The organism is Mesorhizobium sp. WSM4830, from assembly GCF_055811495.1.
In genome coordinates this window covers 53,675-79,379 of the sequence record NZ_JBVVQI010000009.1, presented here as the reverse complement: position 1 = coordinate 79,379, position 25,705 = coordinate 53,675, and the positions used below count along the sequence as shown (strand labels likewise).

Annotated in this window: 26 protein-coding genes; 11 read left to right on the top strand and 15 right to left on the bottom strand. The window is 63.8% G+C overall.

Annotated features, from left to right (window positions below; genetic code table 11):
- Window positions 1-14 precede the first annotated feature (14 nt).
- The 3 genes from AC0L2Y_RS13985 to def are packed head-to-tail and all read right to left on the bottom strand — an operon-like array spanning window position 15 to window position 1,997.
- Window positions 15-524, bottom strand: coding sequence for a GNAT family N-acetyltransferase (locus AC0L2Y_RS13985; protein ID WP_473556953.1), 510 nt, complete (start codon window positions 522-524; stop codon window positions 15-17).
- Window positions 521-1,450, bottom strand: coding sequence for a methionyl-tRNA formyltransferase (fmt, locus tag AC0L2Y_RS13980; RefSeq protein ID WP_473557200.1), 930 nt, complete (start codon window positions 1,448-1,450; stop codon window positions 521-523). Before fmt ends, AC0L2Y_RS13985 begins: the two co-directional genes overlap by 4 nt.
- A gap of 16 nt (window positions 1,451-1,466) precedes the next feature.
- Entirely contained in the window at window positions 1,467-1,997 is a 531-nt protein-coding gene (gene def, locus AC0L2Y_RS13975; RefSeq protein ID WP_473556951.1) for a peptide deformylase, read from the bottom strand.
- Window positions 1,998-2,100: 103 nt separating this feature from the next.
- Between def and AC0L2Y_RS13970 the strand changes: the two genes are divergently transcribed.
- Window positions 2,101-3,363: a DNA recombination protein RmuC gene (locus AC0L2Y_RS13970; protein WP_473556948.1), complete on the top strand. Its 1,263-nt coding sequence runs from the start codon at window positions 2,101-2,103 to the stop codon at window positions 3,361-3,363.
- A 46-nt stretch (window positions 3,364-3,409) separates the two neighbouring features.
- Here AC0L2Y_RS13970 and AC0L2Y_RS13965 read toward each other — a convergent pair whose 3' ends face one another.
- The 3 genes from AC0L2Y_RS13965 to AC0L2Y_RS13955 form a co-directional block, all read right to left on the bottom strand.
- Window positions 3,410-3,814: a GFA family protein gene (locus AC0L2Y_RS13965; protein ID WP_473556946.1), complete on the bottom strand. Its 405-nt coding sequence runs from the start codon at window positions 3,812-3,814 to the stop codon at window positions 3,410-3,412.
- Between the two features lie 67 nt (window positions 3,815-3,881).
- On the bottom strand, window positions 3,882-4,844 hold the full coding sequence (locus AC0L2Y_RS13960) for a cation diffusion facilitator family transporter (protein WP_473556943.1): 963 nt from the start codon (window positions 4,842-4,844) through the stop codon (window positions 3,882-3,884).
- A 123-nt stretch (window positions 4,845-4,967) separates the two neighbouring features.
- The gene (locus tag AC0L2Y_RS13955; RefSeq protein ID WP_254815869.1) at window positions 4,968-5,777 is read right to left on the bottom strand and encodes a transglutaminase-like domain-containing protein; all 810 of its coding nucleotides are present in this window, start codon (window positions 5,775-5,777) and stop codon (window positions 4,968-4,970) included.
- 215 nt (window positions 5,778-5,992) lie between these two features.
- Between AC0L2Y_RS13955 and AC0L2Y_RS13950 the strand changes: the two genes are divergently transcribed.
- Window positions 5,993-6,118 (top strand): hypothetical protein, encoded by a 126-nt coding sequence (locus AC0L2Y_RS13950; protein WP_013528464.1) that lies wholly within the window; start codon window positions 5,993-5,995, stop codon window positions 6,116-6,118.
- Between the two features lie 151 nt (window positions 6,119-6,269).
- On the top strand, window positions 6,270-6,584 hold the full coding sequence (sugE, locus tag AC0L2Y_RS13945; protein WP_352490539.1) for a quaternary ammonium compound efflux SMR transporter SugE: 315 nt from the start codon (window positions 6,270-6,272) through the stop codon (window positions 6,582-6,584).
- A gap of 82 nt (window positions 6,585-6,666) precedes the next feature.
- Here the strand turns inward: sugE and AC0L2Y_RS13940 are convergent, their stop codons facing one another.
- Entirely contained in the window at window positions 6,667-7,095 is a 429-nt protein-coding gene (locus tag AC0L2Y_RS13940; protein WP_023718183.1) for a DUF6481 family protein, read from the bottom strand.
- A gap of 230 nt (window positions 7,096-7,325) precedes the next feature.
- On the opposite strand from AC0L2Y_RS13940, the gene AC0L2Y_RS13935 reads away from it, so the two are divergent.
- The 4 genes from AC0L2Y_RS13935 (at window position 7,326) to AC0L2Y_RS13920 (ending at window position 11,575) form a co-directional block, all read left to right on the top strand.
- Window positions 7,326-8,387 (top strand): LLM class flavin-dependent oxidoreductase, encoded by a 1,062-nt coding sequence (locus tag AC0L2Y_RS13935; RefSeq protein ID WP_473556940.1) that lies wholly within the window; start codon window positions 7,326-7,328, stop codon window positions 8,385-8,387.
- 119 nt (window positions 8,388-8,506) lie between these two features.
- On the top strand, window positions 8,507-9,703 hold the full coding sequence (locus AC0L2Y_RS13930) for an AI-2E family transporter (RefSeq protein WP_473556938.1): 1,197 nt from the start codon (window positions 8,507-8,509) through the stop codon (window positions 9,701-9,703).
- Window positions 9,704-9,742: 39 nt separating this feature from the next.
- A complete protein-coding gene (locus AC0L2Y_RS13925; protein WP_473556936.1) occupies window positions 9,743-10,567 on the top strand; it encodes an arylamine N-acetyltransferase family protein in 825 nt (274 codons plus the stop codon).
- 6 nt (window positions 10,568-10,573) lie between these two features.
- Entirely contained in the window at window positions 10,574-11,575 is a 1,002-nt protein-coding gene (locus tag AC0L2Y_RS13920; protein WP_473556933.1) for an LLM class flavin-dependent oxidoreductase, read from the top strand.
- Between the two features lie 157 nt (window positions 11,576-11,732).
- Here AC0L2Y_RS13920 and AC0L2Y_RS13915 read toward each other — a convergent pair whose 3' ends face one another.
- Both AC0L2Y_RS13915 and AC0L2Y_RS13910 read right to left on the bottom strand, forming a co-directional pair.
- Window positions 11,733-12,356 carry a L,D-transpeptidase gene (locus tag AC0L2Y_RS13915; RefSeq protein WP_352490545.1) on the bottom strand — a complete coding sequence of 208 codons (624 nt, stop codon included), beginning with the start codon at window positions 12,354-12,356 and terminating at the stop codon, window positions 11,733-11,735.
- A 255-nt stretch (window positions 12,357-12,611) separates the two neighbouring features.
- Complete coding sequence (locus AC0L2Y_RS13910; protein WP_473556931.1) at window positions 12,612-13,631, bottom strand: LacI family DNA-binding transcriptional regulator; 1,020 nt, start codon at window positions 13,629-13,631, stop codon at window positions 12,612-12,614.
- Between the two features lie 217 nt (window positions 13,632-13,848).
- On the opposite strand from AC0L2Y_RS13910, the gene AC0L2Y_RS13905 reads away from it, so the two are divergent.
- The 3 genes from AC0L2Y_RS13905 to AC0L2Y_RS13895 are packed head-to-tail and all read left to right on the top strand — an operon-like array spanning window position 13,849 to window position 17,704.
- On the top strand, window positions 13,849-15,432 hold the full coding sequence (locus tag AC0L2Y_RS13905) for a sugar ABC transporter ATP-binding protein (protein ID WP_473556928.1): 1,584 nt from the start codon (window positions 13,849-13,851) through the stop codon (window positions 15,430-15,432).
- Window positions 15,429-16,742, top strand: coding sequence for an ABC transporter permease (locus tag AC0L2Y_RS13900; protein ID WP_023718176.1), 1,314 nt, complete (start codon window positions 15,429-15,431; stop codon window positions 16,740-16,742). The genes AC0L2Y_RS13905 and AC0L2Y_RS13900 overlap by 4 nt, the downstream gene beginning before the upstream one ends.
- On the top strand, window positions 16,739-17,704 hold the full coding sequence (locus tag AC0L2Y_RS13895) for a substrate-binding domain-containing protein (protein WP_352490547.1): 966 nt from the start codon (window positions 16,739-16,741) through the stop codon (window positions 17,702-17,704). The genes AC0L2Y_RS13900 and AC0L2Y_RS13895 overlap by 4 nt, the downstream gene beginning before the upstream one ends.
- Window positions 17,705-17,772: 68 nt before the next feature.
- On the opposite strand, the gene AC0L2Y_RS13890 is transcribed toward AC0L2Y_RS13895, so the two are convergent.
- From AC0L2Y_RS13890 to AC0L2Y_RS13865, 6 genes are read right to left on the bottom strand one after another with little or no spacing between them, the layout of a single operon-like run.
- A complete protein-coding gene (locus tag AC0L2Y_RS13890) occupies window positions 17,773-18,234 on the bottom strand; it encodes a MarR family winged helix-turn-helix transcriptional regulator (RefSeq protein ID WP_352490575.1) in 462 nt (153 codons plus the stop codon).
- On the bottom strand, window positions 18,231-18,815 hold the full coding sequence (locus AC0L2Y_RS13885) for an amino acid synthesis family protein (protein ID WP_473556926.1): 585 nt from the start codon (window positions 18,813-18,815) through the stop codon (window positions 18,231-18,233). The genes AC0L2Y_RS13890 and AC0L2Y_RS13885 overlap by 4 nt, the downstream gene beginning before the upstream one ends.
- Window positions 18,808-19,683 carry a UPF0280 family protein gene (locus tag AC0L2Y_RS13880; protein WP_473556924.1) on the bottom strand — a complete coding sequence of 292 codons (876 nt, stop codon included), beginning with the start codon at window positions 19,681-19,683 and terminating at the stop codon, window positions 18,808-18,810. Before AC0L2Y_RS13880 ends, AC0L2Y_RS13885 begins: the two co-directional genes overlap by 8 nt.
- Entirely contained in the window at window positions 19,680-21,224 is a 1,545-nt protein-coding gene (locus tag AC0L2Y_RS13875; RefSeq protein WP_473556922.1) for a 6-hydroxynicotinate reductase, read from the bottom strand. The genes AC0L2Y_RS13880 and AC0L2Y_RS13875 overlap by 4 nt, the downstream gene beginning before the upstream one ends.
- Window positions 21,221-23,974, bottom strand: a complete 2,754-nt coding sequence (locus AC0L2Y_RS13870) for a molybdopterin-dependent oxidoreductase (RefSeq protein ID WP_473556920.1) — start codon at window positions 23,972-23,974, stop codon at window positions 21,221-21,223. The genes AC0L2Y_RS13875 and AC0L2Y_RS13870 overlap by 4 nt, the downstream gene beginning before the upstream one ends.
- Entirely contained in the window at window positions 23,974-24,834 is an 861-nt protein-coding gene (locus tag AC0L2Y_RS13865) for an FAD binding domain-containing protein (protein WP_473556917.1), read from the bottom strand. Before AC0L2Y_RS13865 ends, AC0L2Y_RS13870 begins: the two co-directional genes overlap by 1 nt.
- 271 nt (window positions 24,835-25,105) lie before the next feature.
- Between AC0L2Y_RS13865 and pncA the strand changes: the two genes are divergently transcribed.
- Window positions 25,106-25,705 carry a bifunctional nicotinamidase/pyrazinamidase gene (gene pncA, locus AC0L2Y_RS13860; protein WP_473556915.1) on the top strand — a complete coding sequence of 200 codons (600 nt, stop codon included), beginning with the start codon at window positions 25,106-25,108 and terminating at the stop codon, window positions 25,703-25,705.

The window sequence follows — 25,705 nt, the reverse complement described above, 5'->3', positions numbered from 1 at the left end:
GGATCGAGGCGAAATCAGGCGGCGAGGGCTGAGCCGAAGGCCGAGGCGTAGACCAGCCTGCCGGTCTCCGGCGCCTCGCCCCAGGCAAGCGCCTGCAGAGCCTCGCTTTGGTAGTCGCTCTCGAATTTCGCTGCACGGGCGCGGCTGTAGCCGAACCGGCCATAGTAAGCCGGATCGCCGAGCACCACGGCGAGCGTCTCGTCGGCAGCCTTCAGGCGGATATGCGCCTCGCGGACCAGCGCACCGCCGATGCCGGTGCCATGGAACGACGGCTCGACCGCCAAAGGAGCCAAAGCCACCGCCGGGAAGCTTTTGCCGCCATTCTGAACGAAAAGCCGTGAAAACAGGATATGGCCGACCACTTGCCCGTCTTCGTCCGCCACCAGTTCGACGACGGCATCACCGCCGGTGACCAGCGCGTCGACCAGTCCGGCCTCCGTCTGCTGGCCGAATGCGTGTTCTTCGACAAGGCGGATCGCCTCGCGGTCCCGCGGCGTCGCCGCGCGTATGGACATCATGCTCATGACAATTTCATTCCTTTTTCGAGCTTGGCCCCGCGCAGAAACTCCTGCGCGGCAATGGGCCTTCCGCCCGCACGTTGAACTTCGACCAGACTGATCGCGCCTGACCCGCAGGCGACCGTCAGCCGGTCATCGAGAATTCCTCCCGGTTCGCCGGCGCCTTGCGAGAGCGTCGAGCGAAGCAGTTTCAGCCGTTCCAAGCGGCCGCCGATTTCGGCCTCGCACCATGCACCGGGAAAGGGCGACAGGCCGCGAATCTGGTTGTGCACGTCGCCGGCAGGTCGCAGCCAGTCTATGCGAGTCTCCGATTTATCGATTTTCTTGGCGTAGGTCACCCCCACCTCCGCCTGAGTGGTAAATGTCAGCGTATTCCGCTCCAGCCGTTCGAGCGCCTGCACCATCAGCGAAGCACCGAGAACCATCAGCCGGTCGTGCAGATCGCCGGCCGTCATGTCGGGTCCAATGGCGCATTTTTCAACCATTGCCACCGGCCCGGCGTCGAGGCCTTCCTCCATCCGCATCACCATCATGCCCGTCTCGGTATCGCCGGCCATGATGGCGCGCTGGATAGGGGCAGCGCCGCGCCAGCGCGGCAACAGCGATGCGTGGCCATTGAGGCAACCGCGCCGCGGCGCCTCGAGAATGGGTTTGGGCAGAAGCAGCCCGTAGGCGACGACCACGGCCACATCGGCGCGCAAGGCGCGGAACCCCTCCTGCTCCGCCTCGCTCTTCAGCGACACCGGCGCGCGAACCTCGACGCCCAGCCGCTCCGCTTCGCGCTGCACCGGCGACGGCGTCAGCTCGAGCCCGCGCCGGCCGCCGGCACGCGGCGGCTGCGTGTAGACGGCTGCCAGTTCATGCCCGGCCCCGGCAATCGCCCGCAAGGTCGGAACGGAGAATTCTGGCGTACCCATGAAGACGACACGCAGGGGCATTCGTCGACCCCTATCCCACCATCTTGCCCGGCGCCTTGTCCCTGGCGAGCTTTTTGAACTTCTTGACCACCATGTCGCGCTTCAGTTTTGAGATGTGATCGATGAACAGCACGCCGTTGAGATGGTCGATTTCATGCTGCAGGCAGGTCGCCATCAGCCCTTCGGCCTCGATCTCCTGCAGCTGACCGTCGCGATCGAGATACTTTATCCGCACCGCCGCCGGCCGCTCGACCTCGGCGTAGTAGTCCGGGATCGACAGGCAGCCTTCCTCATAGACCGAACGCTGGTCGGAGCTTTCGAGGATTTCGGGATTGATGAAGACGTGCGGTGCCGGCGTCTCGTCCTCTTTGGCGAGGTCGATCACCAGCATGCGCAAGGGTTCGCCGACCTGGATCGCCGCGAGGCCAATGCCGGGCGCGTCATACATGGTGTCCAGCATGTCGCCGGCCAGTTTGCGCAAATCGCCGTCGACACGCTCGACCGGTTTTGAAACCTGACGCAGGACGGGATCGGGAAGGATGATAAGCGGCTTGATCGACATGGCGTCTCACCTAAGACCTCGCAGGAAAAGCGTCAACCGGGACGCCTTCGGGTCGTTCCCGTTTTGATCTGTGCCAGCGAACCGAATCATCTATGCTGTCGGCATGAACGATCTGGCCACCATCCTGTCCGAACCTGTAGCCCGCCTCGGCGCCACCACGATCACGCTGGGCCATGCCCTGGGTTTCGGCGCAATGCTGTTCCTCGGACTGTTCGCGGCGCTCGTCGTTGCGCTCTGGCGATCGGCCAAGGCGCGTGCAATGGCGGCCGCCGAAGCCGCCGACCACGCCCGCGACGCCGAGGCGAGGATGGCCGGCATCTTGGCAAGCCAGGCGGAAATGCAGGGCCGCATGGGCGCCATCGCCGAAGTGTTCGGGGCGCGCCAGGCGGAACTGACACAGTCGATCGGCCAGCGCCTCGATGCCATGACCGGCCGCTTGGGCCAGACCATGACCGAGCAGACGAGATCGACGCATGAGAGCCTCGCCAAGCTGCAGGAACGGCTGGCGGTTATCGATATCGCGCAAGGCAACATCCAGTCGCTGGCCGGCCAGGTCGTGCAATTGCAGGCGATCCTTTCCAACAAGCAAACGCGCGGGGCCTTCGGCCAGTCGCGCATGGAAGCCATCGTCGCCGACGGATTGCCGCACGGCGCCTATGAATTCCAGGCGACCTTGTCGAATGGCAGCCGGCCCGACTGCCTGGTGAAGATGCCGAACGGCGCACCGTCGCTTGCCATCGATGCAAAGTTTCCGCTCGAGGCCTGGAATGCCATCCGTGCCGCCGAAGGCGCCGACCTGCAGAAGTCCGCCGCTCAGGCTTTCCGCCGCGACATCGAGGTGCATGTCCGCGATATCTCCGAAAAATACCTGATCCAGGGCGAGACGCAGGACACCGCCTTCATGTTCGTGCCCTCGGAATCGGTGTTCGCCGAAATCCACGAGAATTTCGAGGCCGTTGTCCAGAAGGCGCATCGATCGCGGATCGTCATCGTCTCGCCGTCGCTTTTGATGCTGTCGATCCAGGTCATCCAGGCGATCCTCAAGGATGCCCGCATGCGCGAGCAGGCGCACCTGATCCAGGGCGAGGTCATCCGGCTGATGGAAGACGTCTCCCGGCTCGACGAGCGGGTACGCAAACTGCAGACGCATTTCGGCCAATCGGCCAGGGATATCGACGACATTCTGGTCTCGACATCGAAGGTGACCAGGCGCGGACAAAAGATCGAGGCGCTGGAGTTTGGCGTGCAGCCGGCGGAGGACACCGCTGGTTCGAATGGCAGCGGAGCAAAAGCGGAAAGCAGCCCGCGCGTCGCCGATTCGAAAACCGGGCAATTGAGGCTGAGGGTCGTCGAAGGCGACGATTGAGAGCTATGCTGGAACCCGGAGCCGAACGCTTCGCCCGGGTCCGGCGCTACTGCTCCTCGATGATGATTGTGCCTTCGAATTCCGGCAGCCAATGCAGCGCCGAGCGATGCCAGATCTGCTTTCTCGGCACCAGTTGATCGCGCTGCCGTGTCGTGCCGACCCTGATACCGTAAACCTTCGGTCCCTCGCCCGCCGACGTGGCGTAGAGATGCGAGCCGCACTCACCGCAAAATGCCTGGGCGCGCTTGGCGCCGCTCGAACCGGTCTTGATGTAGATTTTCGGCGTGCCCTTGGTGATCCTGTAATTGTCCTCGGACGCCGGCACGGTGACGCGAAAGGCCGTTCCGGTTAGCTTCTGACAATCGACGCAGTGACAAATGGTGGTCTTTTCCGGATCGACTTCGGCCTCGTAAGTGATGGCGCCGCAATGACACCCGCCGTCGATTTTCATCTTCGTTCCTCCTGGAGCTTTTGCCCGCAATCATAACCGGGACTGCCCGATGGCGCAGCCATTTTCCTCAGACCGGTTCCCCTCCGGACGCCGCCAAGGCCTTGCTCCGGCGTTCCCAGGTGCCGGTGGTCTGCGGCTTGACGAAGAGCCGCGTCACCTCCGGCATCTCCGCCTTCAGCCGTGTCTCGAGGCGCTCGACGCAGGTCTCTATCTCGGGCGCCGACAAATGGTCCTCGAACTCGATGCTTAGAGCGGCGACGATCTCCTGCGGACCCATATGCAGCGTCAGCACGCCATTTGCCCACTGCACCGCCGGGTCCTGCTGGACGATGGCCAGCACTTTCATTTGCACCTCGGGCGAGGCCGGCTCGCCGAGCAGCAGGCTCTTGCTTTCGCGCGCCAGGAAGACCGCGGTCGCGCCCAGGATGAGCGCGATGCCGATCGACGCGGCGCCGTCGAGCTTCGGCATGTCCAGCAATTCCGCCGCCAATATGCCGGCAAAGGCGACAACGAGGCCGAGAAGTGCCGCGCTGTCCTCGAAGAGTACGGTGTAGACACTCGGATCCTTGCTGAGCTGCACCGCCTCGAGCCAGCCGTGGCTGCCTTTTTGGTGGCGGAATTCCTTCAGCGCCACCAGCCAAGAGGTGCCTTCGAAGAGGAAGGAAAGGCCAAGGACAGCGTAGTTCACCTTGGCGTTGGCGATCGGCTCCGGCGTCATGATGTGCGTCACGCCTTCGTAGAACGATATGCCGGCGCCCAGTGCAAAGACGAGGAGCGCAACGATGAAGCTCCAGAAGTACAGCTCGCGGCCATGGCCGAGCGGATGCGTGCGGTCGGCCGGCCGGGCGGCACGGTGCATGCCGTAAAGCAGCAGGCTGCCATTACCGGTATCGACGAGCGAGTGGACGCCTTCCGAGAGCATTGCCGAGCTGCCCGTGAACAACGCAGCGGCGAACTTGGTCAGTGCGATCGCAAGATTTCCGGCGAGCGCCGCATAGATCACTTTTTTCGACCCGCCATGCGCCGCCATGGTGTGCTGCCTTGGTTGATGCACCGAGATTGGCGGAGCGCCCGCCCACGCTCCACAGTCCCCACAACGCCCGAAGTGTCGAGTCGTTCAAAGGGCAGTTGTTTAAAAGGGCAGCGCGAGAGGCTATTCGACGACCTCGTCCGTCCAGACCTTAAAGCCAGCCAGCGCGCCCGGCCCGAAAATGTGGGTCAGCGGCACATCGGCGGCATCGCGTCCGGAGGCGATCAGGATACGGCCGATGCGCGGCGCGTTGTTGCGCGGGTCGAACGCGTGCCAGCGGCCGCCGAGATAGACCTCCATCCAGGCGGCGAAATCCATGTCCGACCACGGCTTCGGCAGACCGATATCGCTGATATAGCCGGTGCAATAGCGGGTCGGAATATTCAGGGCGCGGCAGAAGGCAACAGCGAGGTGGGCAAAGTCGCGGCACACACCGCTCTGCTCGCGATAGGCCTCGGCGGCGGTGCGTGTCGGGCGCGCATTGAAATAGTTGAAGACGATGTGATTGTGGACGAAGTCGCAGACCGCCTGGACGCGCGGAATGCCCAGCGGGGTGCTGCCGAACAGCCGCCATGCTTCATTCGACAGCACGTCGCTCTCGCAATAACGGCTGGGCAGCAGGAACAGCAGCGTCTCCGACGGCAGATCGCGCACCTCGTGCTGCCACGCCGTCAGCTCGCGCGTCTCGAAGGAGCCGGGGTCGCGGATGACCGCGTCAGTACCGAACGCAAATCGCCCGGCCGGCGCAACGAGACGGTTGCACCAATTGCCGAAACTGTCGCGGTAGCTTTCGATCGGCACCGGCGGGTTCGACGTCAGGAAGTCCGGCCGCTCAAGATCAGATGCGCGCGAATAATGGACATTTAGCATCGCGATCAGCGGTGTTTCCTGCGGGAAATCGAAACTCATCTGGCAACCGATGTGGATCCGCATTGTCGTCCTGACCGGCCTGCCTGATCATCAGCTGGCGAAACGCAAGGGCTGATGCTGCAGTGCGAAGAAGACCATGGCACGGACCGCTGCGGTTTACGAGGGAATTAGAAACCGGTTAACAGCCATCGGCCAGGGCGACTGCACGGCAACGGCCTCTTGCAGTCGTGCGTTTTCTCTTGTTTCACTTCGCTAGGCATCAACTGGAGGAACGAATCATGGCTAAGGGTGCGATGAAGGCGGGCAAGGAAGCCCGCAAGCCGAAGAAGGACGCGAAGAAACCCGCTCCGGCGCCGGCCCTGAAGGCACCGCCGGTGAAGGCGATGAAGCTGAAGGACAAGTAGGGCCGCAGCTACCGTTTCGGCTCATTTCGACCGGCCGCGAACGCGGCCGGTATGATGTTCATTAAGCTCACGCTCATCCCCATGGATGCGGCGAAGATAGTTTTTGCGCCTTCAAGAAATCGGCCGGAAGCCATCGAAACGGAGCGTTCCGATGTCGTGGATTTTCCTGTTCCTCGCCGGCCTGTTCGAGATCGGCTGGGCGATCGGCCTCAAATACACCGACGGATTCTCGAAGCCGCTGCCGACCGTGTTGACGGTAGCCTCGATGATCGTCAGCCTGACCTTGCTCGGCCTGGCGCTGAAGGCATTGCCGGTCGGCACCGCTTATGCGGTGTGGACCGGCATCGGCACCGTCGGCACGGCGCTGTTGGGGATATGGCTGCTCGGGGAGCCGGCGACGGCGATCAGGCTGGCCTGCATCGCGCTCATCGTCTGCGGCATCATGGGACTGAAGCTCGCGGCTTAGCCGATTCTGACAGACGAACGCGTTCGGGGCCGCTGCAAGGCGGCCCTGATTCTTGAATTCGGCTGATCAGCGCCGGAAGGCGCTATCGGGCGGAGAAGCCGGGCGGCGTCCTGCCGGTGCGCTGCTTGCGCGCGGCATAGCGTGCGTCACGCTTAGCCTTGCGTTCGGCCTCGTCGGCAAGAAAACGGGCGATACGCTCGTTCTCTTCAGCTTCCCGGATCTTCGCTTCGGCCTGTGCGGCTTCTTCCGCGGCGATGCGTGCCGCTTCAGCAGCTGCCTCGCGCTCGGCCTTTTCTGCTGCTTCGCGCGCCAGCTTTTCCTGCTTCAGCCTGGCCTTTTCGGCCTCGCGTATCGCGCGGGCCTCGAGGATCGCCTTGCGCTCGGCCTGTCGTGCCAGCACCGCTGGATCGTCTGCCGCCGGCTTTGCCTTAAAGCGCTCCAGAAGCGCCTTCTTTGCCTCGTTTGCGGCATTGCGCCGCTCGAAAACGTCTTTTTCTCTATAGATAGCCAAGTCCACTTCCCTGAAGTCAATTTGCGAGGCTTACATACGCGTGAAAACCGAGAGTTCAAGCGCCAAAACGGTATGCCAGCCATGAAATTCTGATCTGTTGCAACCAGGAGACGCCATTTCGATTGAATTCGACTGAAAACCACCCGCACTGTTCACCATCCGGGCCTCTGGCGGGGCGGCGGACTGATCGCTACCTGTAGCGCCACGACAAAACGCTGGGATGACATACTATGGAACTCGGTCTCTACACCTTCGCCGACGTCAGCCCGGGACCGGGTCCCGGTGCGATCGGTGCGCGCGAGCGGCTGCGCAACCTGATCGAGGAGATCGAGCTGGCCGACCAGGTCGGGCTGGACGTCTTTGGTCTCGGCGAGCACCACCGTCCCGACTATGCCGCCTCGGCTCCGGTGGTGGCCCTGGCGGCGGCCGCCGAACGAACCAGGCGCATAAGGCTGACCAGCGCCGTCACCGTGTTGTCGTCCGACGATCCGGTGCGCGTCTTCCAGCAGTTTGCCACCCTTGATCTTCTATCCGGCGGCCGGGCCGAGATCATGGCCGGGCGCGGCTCGTTCATCGAATCCTTTCCGCTGTTCGGCTACAATCTCGAAGACTACGACGAGCTCTTCGCCGAGAAGCTCGACCTGCTGCTCGCCATCCGCGATCATGTCAAGGTGACCTGGTCGGGCACTCTGCGCGCGCCGATCAACGATCGCGGCGTCTATCCCCGGCCCTTGCAGGACAAACTGCCGATCTGGATCGCCGTCGGTGGAACACCGCAGTCCGTCGCCCGCGCGGGCGTGCTTGGGCTGCCGCTGGCGCTGGCGATCATCGGCGGCGAGCCGGCGCGGTTCGCACCGCTGTTCGACATCTACAGGGATGCAGCCAGGCGGGCCGGCAACGATCCGGCGAGCCTTGCCACCAGCCTCAACGTGCACGGTTTCATCGCCGAGAGCACGGACCAGGCAGCCGACGATTTTTACGGGCCGCAGGCCGAGGTGATGAACCGCATCGGCCGCGAGCGCGGCTGGGGGCCGACATCGCGGGCGCATTTCGACCAATCGCGCGGCCCGAACGGCGCGCTGTTCGTCGGCAATCCGGAACAGGTGGCCGAGAAGATCATTGCCCAGCACAGGATATTTGGCAACGACCGCTTCCTGCTGCAAATGGCGATCGGCACCATGCCGCACGCCAAGGTCATGAAGGCCATCGAACTCTACGGCACCAAGGTGGCGCCGATCGTGCGCCGGGAAACGGCGAAGGCCGTCCCTGCCGTGGCGGCGCCGGTTGCCTGATTCACCGGCAAGGCCGCGAGGCGGCCTTGCCGGTGACGCCGGCTAACGGAACCTTGAAGCCACAGAGGCGTTTTTCGCCAACGGTCTGCACCAATCGCGGTGTACCGCCGAGGGTCAGAATGAAAGCCGAACCCGCCGCTTCGGGCGCAAGCGCTGCCGAAAGCCGGGATCCGCGCGTCGAGGCACGGGCGGATGCGCATCTGATGCGTTCGCTGCTCGTCGGCATCTTCATCCTCATGGCGATCTACGCGCTTTACTTCGCCCGCGCCTTCTTCATGCCGGTCATTCTGGCTTTCCTGCTGGCACTGACGCTGACGCCGATCGTTCGCTTCCTGCGCAAGCATGGCATGCCCGATGTCATTTCGGCGACACTGCTGGTGCTGCTTTCGTTCTGCCTCGTCGCCGTCGCGGGATATCTGCTCAGCGGCCCGGTCATCGATCTCATCAACAACACCTCGACGATCGGCCAGCAGCTTACCGAACGTCTGGCACAACTGCGCCGTCCGCTCGAAAGGATCGTGGAGATTTCGCGCCAGATCGAGGGCCTGACCCAGACATCCCAGGAGCCGGGCGTTCAGAGGGTGGCCATGGCGCCATCCGGTATTCTCTCGCAGGCCGCCGGCAATGTGCTGTCGGCCGGCGCCAGCGTCACCATCGTCTTCGTCCTGTCGCTGTTCCTGCTCGCCTCGGGCACGATGTTCTATGAAAAGATCGTCCAGTCCTTCCCCAGTCTCAGCGAAAAGAAGCGGGCGCTGCGCGTCGTCTACGACGTAGAACGTGAAATCTCGCATTATCTGCTTACCGTCACGGTCATCAACACATGTCTCGGCGTGGTCATCGGGCTCGGCCTGTGGGCGCTCGGCGTGCCCAACGCCCAGGTCTGGGGCGCGGCAGCGGCTCTGCTCAATTTCCTGCCCTATATCGGGGCGCTGACCACCATCACGCTGGTCACGATCATCGCGCTGATCAGCTTCGACACGATTTCCTACGCGCTGCTGGCGCCGGCCTTCGTCCTTATGTGCGATGTCGTCGAAGGCCAGTTCGTGACGCCGACGGTGGTCGGCCGCCGTCTCGAGATCAACGCCGTGGCGATCCTCATCGCCATCGCCTTCTGGTCGTGGCTATGGGGTTTCGTCGGCGCGTTGCTGGCAGTGCCGCTGCTGGTCGTCATCAAGGTGTTCTGCGATCATTTCGACGGCCTCAGCCATGTCGGCAATTTCCTGGCGGCGCAACACACGGCGGTGGCTGAAGAAGAACTCATCGAGGACAGCGCTGCAGCGCAAACCGACACGCGGCGTTTGCGGCGCCCGGATTGAATGCCTATATCGAGCCGGTCAAAGCCCGGACTCCCTTCCATGACCGATATCCCCTTCGACATCGATGCCTATTTCGCCCGCATCGGATACACCGGCTCGAGGGACGCTTCGCTGGAAACGCTGAAGTCGCTCCATCTCTTGCACCCGGAGGCAATCCCGTTCGAAAATCTCGATCCGTTTCTAGGCCACCCGGTTCGTCTCGATCTTGCCTCGCTGCAGGAAAAGATCGTCGCTCGGCATCGCGGCGGCTATTGCTTCGAGCACAATCTCATTTTCATGCATGTGCTGAAGGCGCTTGGCTTCGCCGTCACCGGCCTTGCAGCACGCGTTCTTTGGGGCCAGCCCGATGATGCCATAACTGCACGCAGCCATATGTTGCTGCGTGTCGAACTCGACGGCCGAACCTACATTGCCGACGTCGGCTTCGGCGGGCTGACGCTGACAGCACCGCTCCTGCTTCGACCGGGTCTCGAGCAGAAGACCCCACATGAGACATTCCGCATGGTAGAGACAGGCGATCATTTTCGCCTGCAGGCCAATGTCGGCGGCGACTGGCGGACAATGTACCGCTTCGACATGCAGCAGAACCATGAGGTCGACTATTCGGTCAGCAACCATTTCCTGTCGACCCACCCAACCTCGCACTTCCTTTCCTCCGTAATCGCGGCACGCGCCTTGCCGGACCGCCGCTATGCGCTCCGCAACAACCGGCTGTCGACACATCATCTCGGCGGCGGTACCGAGCAGGTGGAGATAGCAACAGCCGCCGAACTCGCCGACGTGCTGGAAGGCCTCGAAATCGCCATTCCCGACCGTGCAGCCTTCGAGGCCATGGCGCGACAGAAGAAAATCCTGGAGGCCTAAGACGCCATGACCGCTCTTTCCGTTCTCGACCTGTCGCCGATCGTCGAAGGAAGCAACGCTTCGCAGTCACTCGCCAATTCGCTCGACCTTGCGCGCCATGCCGAGCGGCTGGGTTACCGGCGCTATTGGCTGACGGAGCACCACAACATGCCGGGCATCGCCAGCGCCGCCACCTCGGTGGTCATTGCCCATGTCGCCGGAGGTACCCGTACAATACGCGTCGGCGCCGGCGGCATCATGCTGCCCAACCATTCGCCGCTTGTCATCGCCGAGCAATTCGGCACGCTCAACGCTTTGCATCCCGGCCGCATCGATCTCGGCCTCGGCCGGGCGCCCGGCACCGACATGGCCACGGCACGGGCGCTGCGCCGCAACCTCGATGCAGGCGCCGACAATTTCCCGCAGGACGTCGTCGAGCTGATGGATTACTTCCAGCCGGCCGAAGACGGCCAACGCATCCGCGCGGTGCCCGGCGAAGGCGAAAAGGTGCCGATCTGGATCCTGGGCTCCAGCCTCTACGGCGCGCAGCTTGCCGCCATGCTCGGCCTGCCCTACGCCTTCGCTTCGCATTTTGCGCCGGCAGAGCTCGACCATGCGCTGGAGATCTACCGCTCGCGTTTCCAGCCTTCGGAGCAGCTCGATAAGCCCTATGTGATGCTCGGCCTCAACGTCTTCGCCGCTCCTTCCGATGCAGAGGCGCGGCTGTTGTTCACCTCGCTGCAGCAGGCCTTCGTCAACCTGCGCACCGGCCGGCCCGGCCGACTGCCGCCGCCGGTCGAAGGATATGAGCGCGACCTCGATCCGATGGCCAAGACCATGCTCGGACAGGCGCTTTCCTGCGCCGTCGTCGGCTCTCCCGAAACGGTCAGGCAAGGCATCGAGGCATTCGTGGGCCGCACCGGCGCCGACGAACTGATGGTCACGGCGCAGATTTTCGACCATGCGGCGCGGGTGCGCTCGTTCGAGATCCTGGCCGACGCTCACAAATCGCTGTCGGAAGCTGCCTGAGAGTTGGTTCGCCACTTGGCACTGTTTGCGGGCAAGGCCGGCCTTAGGCAGGGAACATCGCGAACAGGTGTGCGAAGACATCGCGAACACTTCGCGCGTTTTACGCGGAGGTTTTCGATCCGTCATGCTCGTCCGTTGGACGGAAACGCGGCGTCCACTAAATGACGATCACCTTGGTGCCGATTGTGGCGCGGTTATAGAGATCGATGATGTCCTGGTTCATGAGGCGGATGCAGCCCGCCGACACAGCTTTGCCGATGGACCACCATTCAGGGCTACCGTGCAGCCGATATCCAGTGTCGCCTTTCTCGTTGAAAAGATAGAGAGCGCGCGCCCCGAGCGGGTTCATGAGTCCGCCCTCCATATGAGCCGGTATGATGCGGCCTCGCTTCTGCTCGCGCACGATCATCGCAGACGGCGCGCTCCAATCCGGCCATTCGCGCTTCCTCGCAACGTGAGCAGTGCCATGCCATTCGAAGCCCGCCTTGCCAACGCCGATTCCGTAGCGCAGCGCCTGACCGTCTCCCAACACGTAATAGAGGAACTTCGCTCCTGTATCGACAATGATGGTGCCAGGCGCCTCTTCAGTCGCATAAGGCACTGTCTGCCGATGGAACTTCTGGTCAACCTTGTAGATCGGAACCGGCGGAACGCGAAAACCGGCATCGGTGAGGCCGCCATAGGCCGAGGGGGAAGTCTTTAATGCGCCGCCGGTGGTGCAGCCGAAGAGTGCGACCATCCCAGCAAGTACCAGCCCGATTAGGATCGATTTCACGCACATGGCTCAAGCCGGCGCCCGTATGGGCGATCAGCCGCATCTCGTCATATTCCTAATCCGACATGCTTCGATTGCCAAGATTTTCCTGCTTGTCGGCGGGCTGATTGTTGGCCACTTGGCTCGATCGGCGCCGCGTCCTTCAATTGCTCGGTTTTTCGAACGACGAACGCCCGTAGCGGCTGCGAAGGGCCGGGGTCGGCAGGACAGAGGGAGCGCTGTCCGTCCGGCATTACAAAGTTTCTGAACAGAGCCCACGCGCTACGCGCTGACGCTCTGCGCGTTTGCACCTAGCGGACGGCATGAATTGCGGATCATCAAGCGTCCTTTGAGCGTCAGCTTGCGCGGCGGCGCATCCCTGTTTCCGGCGAGCCGGTCGAGCAGCAGATTGGCCGCCTGTTCGCCAATCGCCTGCACCGGCTGTGCGACCGTTGTCAATTGCGGCCGGAACACATCCGACCACGGAAAATCGTCGAAACAGGCGACCGAAATATCCTCCGGACAGGACAGGCCGATATCGCGAATGGCCTTCATGGTGCCGATCACCATCGGGTTGTTGGCCGAAAAGATGGCGCTCGGCCGGTCGTGCAGCGAAAGCAGCTGCATGGTGGCGTTGTAGCCGTCGACTTCATGGAAGTTGCCGAAGCGGACGAGCTCGGCCTCGGCCGGCAGGCCGGCGGCCTGGAGGGCCTCGCGATATCCCGCCATGCGGTCATGCATCGGCGAGATATCGAAAGAGCCGGAGATGTAGCCGATGCGCCGATGGCCGAGATCGATCAAATAGTTGATGGCGTCGAACACCGCGCGCTGATTGTCGAGAACGACGGCATCGGTGTCGACACCCTGGCAAATACGGTCGAGCAGCACGACCGGCACTTTGGCGTCGTCGACAATCCGTTTGAGGATCGCGCCGTCGCCGACACGCGCGACGATCAGCCCGTCGACCATCCGGTCGAGCAGCAGCCTGATCTGGTCGTCCTGGGTGTTCAGGTGCTCGTCGGTGCAGCACAGCATGACGGCGTAGCCGGCCCTGTCGAAAGCCTGCTGGATGACCGAAACCACATCGGTAAAGAACGGATTGGTGATGTGGGGGACGGTGAGCCCGATGGTGCGTGTGGTGCCCATCTTCAGGCTGCGGGCGATGGCATTGCGCTTGTAGCCGATATCGCGGATCGCCTGTTCGATGCGCTGGCTGAGCTCGGGGCTGACGGTCGCGGTGCCGTTGATCAGCGCCGATACGGTGGCCACGGAAACACGCGCCGCCTCGGCCACATGAAGCATGGTCGGAGCGGTGAATTTGCGCTGCCTTTTTCGTCCTGACGCTGTCATTTTCGAAACGTTTCACCACTCCACGGCAGCAATACGTACGGAATCTTATGATTTTGCGCAAGAATTGAAATGGAACAATCTTAGGCGCCAGATATTGCCTTGACATGATCGAAACGTTTAGATTAGCGTTTGAGGTGTTCGGTGACGACGGAGGGAGGCCGTCCTTGTCATGCAGCACGGCAATTCCATTCCTGCGCAAGGCGTTATGGCGGACGGCTCGGCTATCGTGCTGAGCGCTGAGCACATCTCCAAGTCCTTCGGCGGCATCGCCGCACTTGTCGATGTCGGCTTCGAGCTGCGGCGCGGCGAGGTCCATGCGCTGATGGGCGAGAACGGCGCCGGCAAGTCGACGCTGATGAAGATCCTGTCCGGCGTCTATACGGACTATAACGGAACGGTCAGTATCGATGGCCATGCGGTGCGCTTTGCCGGCGTCCGCGAAGCCGAGCGCACCGGCATCGCCATCATCCACCAGGAGCTGAACCTCGTCCCCGAACTCAGCGTCGCCGACAACATCTTTCTCGGCCGCGAGAAGCTGATCGCCGGGCTGATCGTCGACGGCAAGGCGAGCAGCCGCGCCGCCGGCGCGCTGTTGCAAAGGCTCGGCATCGAGCTCGATCCGGATGCGCGCGTCGGTGCCTTGCGCGTTGGCGAACAGCAACTGGTCGAGATCGCCAAGGCGCTGTCGATGTCGGCACGCATCCTGATCATGGATGAGCCGACCTCGGCGCTTTCGCCGGCCGAATGCCAGCGGCTGTTCCGCATCATCCGCCAGCTCGCCGATAGCGGCGTGGCGATCGTCTACATTTCGCACCGCATCGACGAGGTCATGCATCTGGCCAGCCGGGTCACCGTGTTCCGCGATGGACGCCACGTCCTGACGCAGGCGATGGACAAGCTCGACGAAGACGCCATAATTTCGGCGATGGTCGGGCGAAACCTGCTTGCTTCCTCCCAGGAGCACCGCATCGCCGGTGGCAACACCGTCCTTTCCGTAAGCGAGCTGTCGCTGTCGAAGCCCAATCGCCATGGCTGGCGCACCGTGCTCGACGGCGTCAGCTTCGATCTTGCCGCAGGAGAAATCCTCGGTATCGGCGGGCTGCTGGGCTCGGGCCGTACCGAAATCCTGGAGACCATCTTCGGGTCCAGCGGCGGACGTGCCGACGGTGAGATCAGGCTCGATGGCGAGGCGGTAGAAATCCGTTCGCCGCGCGATGCACGCCGGCTCGGCATCGCCCTGGTCACGGAAGACCGCAAGACGCAAGGCCTGCATCTCGAGGCCTCGATCACCGACAATGTCGCGCTGCCGCTGGTCGGCGCGCTGGCGCGGTTCGGCCTGCGCTCGCTGGCCGGTGAGCAAGGGCTGGCACGGGACGCCGTCAAGGCTCTCGGCATTCGCTGCGAGACCGTCGAGCAGCCGGCCGGCACGCTGTCCGGCGGCAACCAGCAGAAGGTCGTCATCGGCAAATGGCTGGCGACGAGGCCGCGGGTGCTGCTGCTCGACGAGCCGACGCGCGGCATCGATGTCGGCGCCAAGCGGGAAATCTACGATCTCATCTTCAAGTTGGCGCGAGACGGGCTGGCGATCGCCGTGATCAGCTCGGAATTGCCGGAGCTGCTGCATCTTTCCGACCGTATCCTGGTCATGGCCGACGGCCGCCAGACGGGAATGCTGTCCCGCGCGCAAGCCAGCGAGGAGGCCATCATGCGGCTTGCGGCGCCGCGACGGACCATGACAAGGCCTGCCGCATGAGCATTTTGCATATCCTGTCCCGGACGAAGCTCTATTGGGGCCTGATCGCCATCTTCCTGATCGGCGTGCTCGGCTCGCCGATCAGCTCCAAGGGCAACAACATCTTCCTGTCCTACGGCAACCTGCTCGATGTGCTGCGCCAGGTGTCGACCACCGGCCTAATTGCCACCGGCATGACGGCGGTGATCATCACCGGCGGTATAGACCTTTCCGTCGGCTCGCTGATGGCGATCTGCACGGTCGTCTGTGCCATGCTGCTGACGGTCCCCGGCGTGACGCCGGCGGTGGTGCTGGGGGTGCCGACAGTTGCCGTGGCAGCCCTTTGCCTCGGCATTCTCGTCACTCGTTTCATCCTGCTGAACATCGAAAAATCCCGCGCCGGCGCGCAGGCCACGCACGACATCAGGTTGGACAGCGTTCGCGGGCTGGTGACGCCCGGCATTGTCGGGGTGATCCTGTGCAGTCTGGTGCTGTGGTTCCTGCTGCCGCAGGTAGGCTCAAAATTCGGCGTGCTCGGCGTGTTGCTGGTGGCGCCTTGCGTCGGCCTGCTGTTCGGCGCGCTCAACGGCTTCATCATTGTCGCCGGGCGGCTGCAGCCCTTCATCGTGACGCTGGCGATGATGGTCACTGCGCTTGGTATCGCCCGGCTGACAGCCGGCCAGAACAATGCGGTGCTGCCGGTCTATACCGGGTCGAACGCCACCGCCGATTTCGAAATGCTGCGCTCGCTGGTGTTCGGCGTGATCCCGATGCCGGGCCTGTTCTTCCTCGGCGCCATCCTGATCTACGGCGCCGTGCTGCGCTTCACCCCGTTCGGCCGCTATGTCTACGCAATCGGCGGCAATGAGGAGGCGGCGCGGCTGTCGGGCATCGCCGCTGGCCGGGTCAAGATCGCCACCTACGCGGTTTCAGGGCTGCTGGCCGGCATCGCGGCGGTGCTCTACGTCGCGCAGTACCGGCAAGGCAAGCCGGACGCCGGCGCCGGGCTGGAGCTCGACGCGATTGCCGCCGTAGTCATCGGCGGCACCAGCCTGATGGGCGGACGCGGCAGCCTCACCGGGACGTTCTGCGGCGTGCTGATCTTCGGGCTGCTCTCCAACATCCTGCAGCTGCACAACATCAATTCGAACCTTCAGCTGGTGCTGAAGGGGATGATCATCATCGGTACCGTGCTCGTACAGGAGCGCAATGCCGGTGATCTTCTCTTCTATCTGCGACTGCCCGGTGGGCAAGCGCACAAGGAAACGGCCGCGGCAAAGCGGCCGTCGCAAGAGACCGCGTCTCTGAATATTGGAGGAAACAAGAAATGAAACGACGTGAATTGTTGAAGCTCGCCGGGCTGACAGCGGCACTCCTGACCACGACCGCCATGCTTGCCGGCGGCGCCCATGCGCAGGACAAGAAGTGGAAGATCGGCTTCTCGCAGGTGACCACCATCGAACCCTGGCGCGCCCAGTTCAACAAGGACATCCTGGCAGAAGCGGCCAAGCATCCGGAAGTCGAGCTGATCATCACCGACGGCGAGGACAAGACCGAGAAGCAGGTCGCCGATGTCGAAAACCTGATCCGTCAGGAGGTCGATGCGCTCTTGGTATCACCGAAAGAATCCGCCGGCCTGACCGGTGTCGTGCAGCAGGCGATCGATGCCAAGATCCCGGTCTTCGTGCTCGACCGCAACGTCGAAACCAACGATTACACGCAGTTCGTCGGCGGCGACAACAAGCTGATCGGCCGGGCTGCCGGTGAATATGCCGTCGAGCTGCTTGGCGGCAAGGGCAAGGCTGCCGGCAACGTCGTCGAGATCTGGGGCGGCATGGGCACCCAGCCGGCACACGATCGCCATGACGGCTTCCATGAATTCACCGACAAGGAGCCGGGCATAAAATACCTGCTCGACCAGCAGTCGGGCGACTGGAAGCAGGACCAGGCCTACAACATCATGGCGACCGCGTTGCGCAACAACGAGAAGATCGATCTCGTCTACGGCCACAATGATCCGATGGCCTATGGCGCCTATCTTGCCGCCAAGGACGTCGGACGTGAGAAGGACATCAAGTTCATCGGCATCGACGGCCTGCCCAATGAAGGCGTGCAGCTGGTCGCCAATGGCGAGCTGACGGCGACGTTCACTTATGTGACGCCGGGCGCCGAAGGGCTGCGGCAGGCGATCAAGTTCCTGAACGGAGAGAAGGTGGAAAAGACGATCATCCTGCCGACGCAGAAGATCACCAAGGAAAATGCCGCCCAGATCCTGAAGGACAATGGCCTCTGAGACGAGGCTTTCCTGCCGGGCGTTCAGCGCCCGGCAGGAACAACAACCAAACGCCGCAAGGCAGCAGATTAAGCCAGCTTGGCCAGCAGCTTCATGAAAATGGCCGCTTCCCTGGCGGAAAGCGGCGCCAGCGTTTCCTGCGTAATCTCGCGGGCAAGCGGGATCAGCCGCTCGATCGCGTCGCGCCCCTCGGCCGTCAGACTGACCAGCAGGCGCCGTTTGTCGACTTCGTGCTTGCTAAGTTCGACAAAGCCACGCGCTTTCAGCCGGTCGATGACGCCCTTCACCGTCGCCGCATCCATGGCGATCAGGCTGCCAAGCTGGTTCTGCGAGGTCTCGCCGACGTCGCGCAATTTGGCGAGAGCGGCGAATTGCGGCGGCGTCAGATCGGCGATGTGTGCGGCGAAGATCGAGACATGGCGCTGATGCGCCTTGCGCAGGATGAAGCCGACCTGCTCCTGCAAGCGATAGTCGTTTTCGTCAGGCTCCTCGGCCTCGACCAGCTTGAGCAGATTGTCCTCGGCGCTCACCGCAGCCCATCCCATGCCTTGATGTCCTTGGCCGCCAGCCCGCCCATGCGGTCGTGCACGCGCGGGCCGCAGGTCATGGCGAGGCAAAACAGGATCTCGTCGGGACGCGGACCATCGCTGATGCCGATTTCCATGGCGTCGAAATGGCTGCGCACATAGGCGGCGTTGATGTGGCCGAGCGGCACGTCGAGCCGCGCGCCGAAGCCGCCGACCTTCTTCGCCGAGGGCACGATCGCCTTGGCGTCGCCGAGCCGTTCGCGCATGGCATAGCCGCCCGGCACATGCCACAGCGCGCCATGCTCCAACTCGCCTGCCATACCGACGATGGCGCCCTTGCCGTAGCCGTCGATCTGTTTGACGTCGCCACCCAGTGCGACAATGAGCCTGTCGGAGAGCAGCAGCCCGAGCGGCTTCAGATCCTCCATGGCGCTCTGCAGTTCCTCGACGTAACGGCCGGCGAACGGGTTCTTGACCACAGCCATGGCCGCGGCGCGGCGCCGCGGTACCAGCGCCACCGGCCCGCCTTCGTGAAAAATCTCTTCGGTCAGCACGGCGATCTTGCGGATCGGAAACTCAGGCATGAGCAATTTCCCTCTCTAAAACCTTATTGGCGAGCGCCATCGGACCTGCGATGCGCGCCTGACCGCCGAGGAAAAGCGCCGCGGCGGCAATCAGGCCGCGCCGCCGAAACTCCTCGGCAACGGCAAATCCGCCTTCCAGCGCAATAGCGATCTCAGCGGCGGAAAGCAGCCCCACGCCCTGCGTCACCAAACGGTCGCCGAGGTCGCTGTCAGGTGCCAGATCGCGCGCCCGTACGCGCCTAACGGCCGGATGACCGGGCAGGTCGACGGCGTTGGCGATCAAGGTCGCGGCGGCATCGGCTTCAGCACCCGTTCGCGCCAGCACGGTGACGGCGTCGGCGATGCCGAGCGAAAACGAACGGCCGCGCCAGCCGCTTGTCGCGACACCGCGGATCCCGTCTTCGGCGCGGATCGTGAGACGATCCGCCAGCCCATGACCTGTCCCGGCAATGGCAAGCGTCATCGACTGGCCGTTGCCGAGATGGATCGCGCCGTCGCCACCATTGTTGACATAGGCGCGATCGAGCCGACGGCCGGCAAGCAACGCACCAAGCACTTCGTCGGCTACCGAGCCGGCGACGGCCGCCATCGGTGTGATGAATTGTTTTGCTAGCGGAACGACCGCCGCTTCCATGCGGCGCGCCGTCGGGCCAGCGAAAGTCCGTGGCCGCGAGGAGGCCGGGCAGCGCAGCTCGGGCAACTCTTCGACCAGTTCGGGCAGGATTGTCTGGAAGCGCGCCACTGCCTGGCGATAGCCAGCGCTGCATTCACTCGCCTCGCCGAATGCCTCGACGATCAGGTCGATCGGCCCATGATTGAGGTGAAGCCTTCGGCCGTCCTCGAGCCAATGAGCCTGCGGGCCGTTCATCGCCCGTCCCCGTTTGCGGCCGCGCGACGCAACTGCGCCAGCGGCGGCCAGGGATTGTCGCGGGGTGCGGCCGTGCCGCGGCGCGGGTTGAGATACTCGCCGCCCTTGGCCAGGATATCGTCGACGCTGCGGATTTCGGCTTCGTAGCCGCCGAGCCTGACATAATCGTCGCGGCGCATGGTGAACTCGATCGGCGCCACCAGCGCCGGCGTCGGGACATAGCCGAAGGCGCCTTCCGGCACGCGGGTGACGTCGACCATCAGCGTGATGCCGCCGCCCGGCCAGACATAGACCGGCGCGCCGCCGACCGTCACATAGGTCTTGAGGCCCTGCACCGAGCGGGTCAGATTGACCGGGTTCTCGGTGACGCCGGCGCGCAGCGAGCCGCCGGCGCCGCCGACGAAAAGCACGGTGCAGAGCGCCGGCTCGCAATTGTCCTCGATCAGTTCAACCGACTTCCGCAGCCGCTCCGGGAACGGTTTCTGCACCGGCTTCAATTCGTCGTCGAGCTCGTAATAGGCGAACTGCTCGCCGGTGGTCGAGACCATCAGCAGCGACATGCCGGGGCGCGCACCCTTTTTGGCGTTCCATTCACCAAGGATCGACAGCGGGTCGGAGATGCTGGTGCCGCCCCAGCCGAGGCCGGGCTCCGACACCTTGAAATAGCGGCCCGGCGTCGAACGGCGGCCGATGATCTTGATGCCGGTGTCCTGCCAGCCAAGCACTTTGCCGGCCTGATGCTCGGAGACCACGCCGGTGATGTGGTCGTCGACCACCACCACCTCGTCGACAAGGCCGCGCCACTGGGTGGCGAACATGCCGATGGTGGCCGAACCGCAGCCGACGCGCATGCGCTGCTCGAGCTTGCCGTCGATGACCGGCGGCTTGCCGGCCTCGACGATGACGGTGGCGCCGCCGTCGATGACGAGCTCGACCGGTTTGCGGTTGCACAGGGAGAGCATGGCTTCACAGGTGGCGCGCCCTTCAGCCTTCGAGCCGCCGGTCAAATGATGCACGCCGCCCAGCGACAGCATCTGCGAGCCGTATTCGCCGGTCGTGACATGGCCGATCGCCTCGCCTTGGGCACGGATCGTCGCCGTTTCGGGGCCGATATGACGGTCGGTGTCGATCTTCACCTTGACGCCGCAATAGGAGAAGATGCCCTCGGTGACGACGGTGACCAAATCGACGCCTTCGACCTCCTGGCTGACGATGAAGGGCGCCGGCTTGTAGTCGGGATAGGTGGTGCCGGCGCCGATCGCGGTGACGAAGCGGCGGCCGGTGTTGACCAGTTCCCCGTCCCATGCCTCGCCTTCGGCAACAAAAGATACGACCGCGCCACCTGTCTCGGCCGCATGGTCGAGGATGGTCAACGGGTCCATCCGCACGATCCTGCCGCCGACATTGCCGTAGCGGTCGCAGGCGCCAGTGCGGCCGTCGGCGATGTAGCACATGACCGGACAGGCATCGCAGCGGATCTTCTCGGCCACCAGCTTCTCGCCGGGATCGTGTGTCTCGAAGCGTTCGGCAAGCTCGCTCATCGGCGCGCCTCCTTGTCGAGGATGGCGGCGCGGATGCGGGTCGGCGTCGCCGGAATTTTGGTGACCAGCACACCGGTTGCATGGCGGATGGCGTTGAGGATCGCCGGCGCCGTCGGGATCAGCACATGCTCGCCCAAACCCTTGGCGCCGAAGGGTCCTTCCGGATCCGGAACTTCTATCAGGATGGTCTCGATCGGCGGCACGTCGCCGATCGTCGGGATCAGATAGTCGTGCAGGTTTTCGGTGCGGCCGGGGATGTATTCTTCCATCAGCGCCATGCCGATGCCCTGGGCAATGCCACCCTCGATCTGGCCTTCGGCAAGCAAGGGATTGATGGCCTTGCCGACATCGTGCGCGGCGGTGATTTTTATCAGCTTCACGGTGCCGAGCCTGAGGTCGACCTCCAGTTCGGCGATCTGGGCGCCATAGCCATAGACGGCATAAGGCTTGCCCTGGCCCTTGGTATCGAGCGGCTGCGTTGGCGGGTCGTAGCTTTCCTCGGCCCGGAAGACGAAGCCTTCGGCATCGGCCTTCAGCGAGGAAAGATCGATGCGGCGCGTTGCTTCGCCTTCCCTGATGCTCAGGCTTGTGCCGTCCAGCGCAATCGCGGCCTTTTCCGAGACATTGGCGAAACGCAAGATCTCCTCGCGCAAGGCGCGGCCGGCCTTTTCGGCGGCCTTGCCGGTGACGAAGGTCTGGCGCGAGGCCGAGGTCTTGCCGGCGTCGGGGGTGATCGCCGTGTCGGCGCCTTTCAGCCGGAGCTTTTCAAGCGGAAGACCCAACGCGTCGGCGCAGATCTGCGCGATGACGGTGTTCGAACCTTGCCCGATATCGACCGCCCCCTGATGCAGGACGACTTCGCCCGATACCGAGATGCCGACCTTGATGGTCGACGGATTGGGCAGCGAGGTGTTGCCGCAGCCGTACCAGCAAGAGGCCACGCCGACGCCGCGTTTTTTGATGCTGCTACCGGCATTGAGCGCTTCGGCATCACGAAGGGCACGCTGCCAATGTGAGCGGAGGGCCTCCAGGCAGTCGGCGATGCCGACGCCCGACTCGAGCCGCTGCCCGGTAACTGTTTCGGATCCGTTCCGAAGGCAGTTCTTCAGGCGAAAGTCGAGCCGATCCATGCCGAGCTTGTCGGCCAGCTCGTCATAGAGGGTCTCCTGCATGATCGTCGCCTGCGGCACGCCGAAGCCGCGAAAGGCGCCGGCAATCGGGCCATTGGTGTGGATGGCGCGGCCTTCGGCGCGATAGTTCGGCGTCGCATAGGGGCCGGAGGCGTGCACCGGCACGCGGTTGGCGACCGTCGGCCCCCAGCTGGCATAGGCGCCGGTGTTGAAATCGCCGGCGAAGACCATGCCGGTGACACGGCCGTCGGCATCGGCGCCGATGCTCGCTTTCATCTGAGCCGGATGGCGCTTGGTGGTCGAGATCATCGATTCGGTGCGGGTATAGACGAGCGCCGCCGGCTGGCCGGTTTTCATGGCGACGAGGCCGATGAGCGGTTGCAGCGAGACGTCGAGCTTGGAGCCGAAGCCGCCGCCGGTGGCGGTCGGCACGATACGCACCTTTTCCGGGGCAAGGCCGAGCACTTTTGCCGTGTCGTCACGGTCCATATAGGGCGCCTGCGTGCAGGCGACGACGACCAGCGTGTCGCCGTCCATGAAGGCATAGCCGGCTTCCGGTTCGATATAGGCGTGCTCGACATAGGAGGTGTCAATGGCGCAGGAAACGACGAAAGCCGCACCAGCAAGCGCGGCTTCCGGGTCGCCACGCTCGACGAAGCCGGAGGTGAGCAGGTTCGACGGCCGGTTTTCATGGACCAGTTGCGCACCGCCGGCCTGTGCTTCGCCAGTTTCCAGAAAATGCGGCAATTCGGTCCAACTGACCGGAAAATCGGCAAGGTCGAGATCGAGGATAGCCTCGCATTCGCCGGCAACCAGCGCCACCGCCTCGCCGCGAAAGCGCGAAAACCCTTCAGCCAGCGCCGGCTGGTCGGCGAAGGGCGCGATGACGCCGAAACAATTCTTTCCCGGAATGTCGGCGGCGGTGAAGACGCCGGCAATGCCGGGAAGGGATTTCACCCAGCCATCGAGATCGCCGAAGCTGAAGGCCGCATGATAATGCGGCGAGCGGACCACCAGCACCGACAATGCATCCATGGGGAAGGAATCGCCGCCGAACTTTTCGCCGCCGGTGACTTTCGGCACGCCATCGAGGCGGATCGGAGAGGAGCCGACGGCATGGCCGGACAATGGCATGCGCTGATCGAGACCATCGGCATAGCGCCAAGCATCCATCACCGCGGCGACGATCTTGCGATAGCCGGTACAGCGGCAGAGCACGCCGCCCAGCGCATCCTGCGTTTCGGCCTCGCTCGGGTAAGGCGTCCTGTCCAGGAGTGCCGTTGCCGCGACCAGCAGGCCGGGCGTGCAGGCGCCGCATTGTGCCGCGCCATGGCTGAGGAACGAAGCCTGCAGCGCCGACAGCCGGCCATTGCCGAGACCTTCGACGGTCGTCACCACGGTGCCGGAGGCGGAAGCCGCGGGCACCAGGCAGGCGCAGACCGGCTCGCCGTCGACCAGCACCGTGCAGGCGCCGCAATCGCCGGCATCACAGCCGATCTTGGTGCCGGTCAGCCGCAGCTCGTCGCGCAGCACCGCGGACAGCCGTCGCACCGGCGGCACGCAAACACTGACGGCGGCGCCGTTGACCTCGAAGGCGATGTCGGCGCGCTCCATGCCCATCAGGCCGCCACCCTTTCACCGGGAATAGCGCCCATCGCACCAAGCACGGCGCGGGCAACGATCTCGCGCGCTGCATCCAGCCGATATTCGGCGCTGCCGCGCACGTCGGAAATCGGCGACAGCTCGTCCATTGGCGCGGATTGGAGCGCAGTGGCCAGCGCGTGGCCGACGGGCAGGCCGCGCAGCGCCGCCTCGACACCCGCCAGGCGCCTGGCGACGACCGAGCAGGACCCGACGGCGACGGCCGCGTTCCTGACGATGCCATCTTCGACGGCCAGGCGAGCGGCGGCCATGGCGATGGAGATGACGAGATAACGCCGCGCGCCGAGTTTCACGAAGGCGGAGCCGCCGGCGGTCGCGGGTTTCGGAATGCGGATTGCCGTGACCATTTCGCCGGGCTGCAGTGCGGTGCGACGGTTGCCGAGGATGAATTCTGCAACGGGCAGATGCCGGGTCGCCACCGCAGAACGCAGTTCGACTTCGGCATCGAGCACCAGCAGCGCCGGCACGCCGTCGGCGGCCGGCGAGGCATTGCAGAGATTGCCGGCAATCGAGGCAATGTTCTGGATCTGCACCGAGCCGACTTCCCGCGCCGCCTGCTTCAGCGCGTCGAAAGCCGCCGGCAGCGGATGGCGGACGAGATCGGTCCAGGTGGTGCGCGCGCCGACGAGCCAATGGTTCTCGGCTTCGGCAATGCCGCGCAATGCCGCCAGGCCGTTGATGTCGAGGACATTGTCGCGGAAGGGCTTGCTGCCCTGTGCCGGATAGAAGTCGGTGCCGCCGGCAAGGATGCGCCATTGTCCTTCGCCCAACAAAGCGAGGGCATCATCGACCGTGGTGGGTTTTGCGTAACGGATCACGCTTTGCCTTCCCAGAATGGGCTTCCCGAGAGGGATCCTGTCGAAAGATTTTCCCGAGCACGCAAGGCAGGAAATTCATTCGTATGCAAATGATATCAAGCCGGCAGGAATTGTCAAAGCCAGAGTTTGCACGGCTGTTGCCACCGGTGCGCCCGGAACGCATTTGTTATGCCATAAGAGGTTGACGCAGCCGGCCATCTGGTCAAGTTTCTGCGTCCGGTCGCGTTTTCATTGGAGCCTAAGCTCAAGACCAAGAAAATAAGGAGGCTCCATGGCCGACGAAGCGCTTGTCGTCATCGACCTGCAGAATGATTTCTGCCCGGGTGGCGCCCTGGAAGTGGCCGGTGGCGACGAAATCGTGCCCTTGGTCAATGACCTGATCCGGCGGACCGAGCACGTCCTGCTGACGCAGGACTGGCACCCTGCCGGCCATTCGAGCTTTGCCTCCAGCCACCCCGGCAAGCAACCGTTCGAAACGATCGATGTGCCTTATGGCCACCAGACACTGTGGCCGGATCACTGCATCCAGGGCAGCCTGGGATCGGATTTCCATTCGGGCCTCGCCTGGAGCAAGGCCGAGCTGGTGATCCGCAAGGGGTTCCGCCCTGCGATCGACAGCTATTCGGCATTCTTCGAGAACGACCGGACGACGCCGACCGGCCTTGCCGGCTATCTCCGGGAGCGGAACATCGATACGCTGACTCTGGTCGGCCTGGCGACGGATTTCTGCGTCGCCTTTTCGGCGCTCGACGCGGTCAAGCTCGGTTTTGCGACGTCCGTGCGGCTCGACGCCTGCCGCGGCATCGATCTCAACGGCTCCATGGAGAGGATGCTGGCCCGGATGCGCGATGCCGGCGTGGCACTGATTTGA

Coding starts and splice junctions, on each gene's coding strand:
- pncA (WP_473556915.1), top strand. CDS start 25,106: ATGGCCGACGAAGCGCTTGTCGTCATCGACCTGCAGAATGATTTCTGC.
- AC0L2Y_RS13950 (WP_013528464.1), top strand. CDS start 5,993: ATGGCTAAGGGTGCGATGAAGGCGGGCAAGGAAGCCCGCAAGCCGAAG.
- def (WP_473556951.1), bottom strand. CDS start 1,997: ATGTCGATCAAGCCGCTTATCATCCTTCCCGATCCCGTCCTGCGTCAG.
- AC0L2Y_RS13915 (WP_352490545.1), bottom strand. CDS start 12,356: ATGTGCGTGAAATCGATCCTAATCGGGCTGGTACTTGCTGGGATGGTC.
- AC0L2Y_RS13875 (WP_473556922.1), bottom strand. CDS start 21,224: ATGAGCGAGCTTGCCGAACGCTTCGAGACACACGATCCCGGCGAGAAG.
- AC0L2Y_RS13960 (WP_473556943.1), bottom strand. CDS start 4,844: ATGGCGGCGCATGGCGGGTCGAAAAAAGTGATCTATGCGGCGCTCGCC.
- AC0L2Y_RS13925 (WP_473556936.1), top strand. CDS start 9,743: ATGACCGATATCCCCTTCGACATCGATGCCTATTTCGCCCGCATCGGA.
- AC0L2Y_RS13920 (WP_473556933.1), top strand. CDS start 10,574: ATGACCGCTCTTTCCGTTCTCGACCTGTCGCCGATCGTCGAAGGAAGC.
- AC0L2Y_RS13965 (WP_473556946.1), bottom strand. CDS start 3,814: ATGAAAATCGACGGCGGGTGTCATTGCGGCGCCATCACTTACGAGGCC.
- AC0L2Y_RS13880 (WP_473556924.1), bottom strand. CDS start 19,683: ATGAACGGCCCGCAGGCTCATTGGCTCGAGGACGGCCGAAGGCTTCAC.
- AC0L2Y_RS13905 (WP_473556928.1), top strand. CDS start 13,849: ATGCAGCACGGCAATTCCATTCCTGCGCAAGGCGTTATGGCGGACGGC.
- AC0L2Y_RS13970 (WP_473556948.1), top strand. CDS start 2,101: ATGAACGATCTGGCCACCATCCTGTCCGAACCTGTAGCCCGCCTCGGC.
- AC0L2Y_RS13935 (WP_473556940.1), top strand. CDS start 7,326: ATGGAACTCGGTCTCTACACCTTCGCCGACGTCAGCCCGGGACCGGGT.
- AC0L2Y_RS13910 (WP_473556931.1), bottom strand. CDS start 13,631: ATGCTTCATGTGGCCGAGGCGGCGCGTGTTTCCGTGGCCACCGTATCG.
- AC0L2Y_RS13885 (WP_473556926.1), bottom strand. CDS start 18,815: ATGCCTGAGTTTCCGATCCGCAAGATCGCCGTGCTGACCGAAGAGATT.
- AC0L2Y_RS13930 (WP_473556938.1), top strand. CDS start 8,507: ATGAAAGCCGAACCCGCCGCTTCGGGCGCAAGCGCTGCCGAAAGCCGG.
- AC0L2Y_RS13985 (WP_473556953.1), bottom strand. CDS start 524: ATGAGCATGATGTCCATACGCGCGGCGACGCCGCGGGACCGCGAGGCG.
- AC0L2Y_RS13900 (WP_023718176.1), top strand. CDS start 15,429: ATGAGCATTTTGCATATCCTGTCCCGGACGAAGCTCTATTGGGGCCTG.
- AC0L2Y_RS13895 (WP_352490547.1), top strand. CDS start 16,739: ATGAAACGACGTGAATTGTTGAAGCTCGCCGGGCTGACAGCGGCACTC.
- sugE (WP_352490539.1), top strand. CDS start 6,270: ATGTCGTGGATTTTCCTGTTCCTCGCCGGCCTGTTCGAGATCGGCTGG.
- AC0L2Y_RS13955 (WP_254815869.1), bottom strand. CDS start 5,777: ATGCGGATCCACATCGGTTGCCAGATGAGTTTCGATTTCCCGCAGGAA.
- AC0L2Y_RS13870 (WP_473556920.1), bottom strand. CDS start 23,974: ATGGGCATGGAGCGCGCCGACATCGCCTTCGAGGTCAACGGCGCCGCC.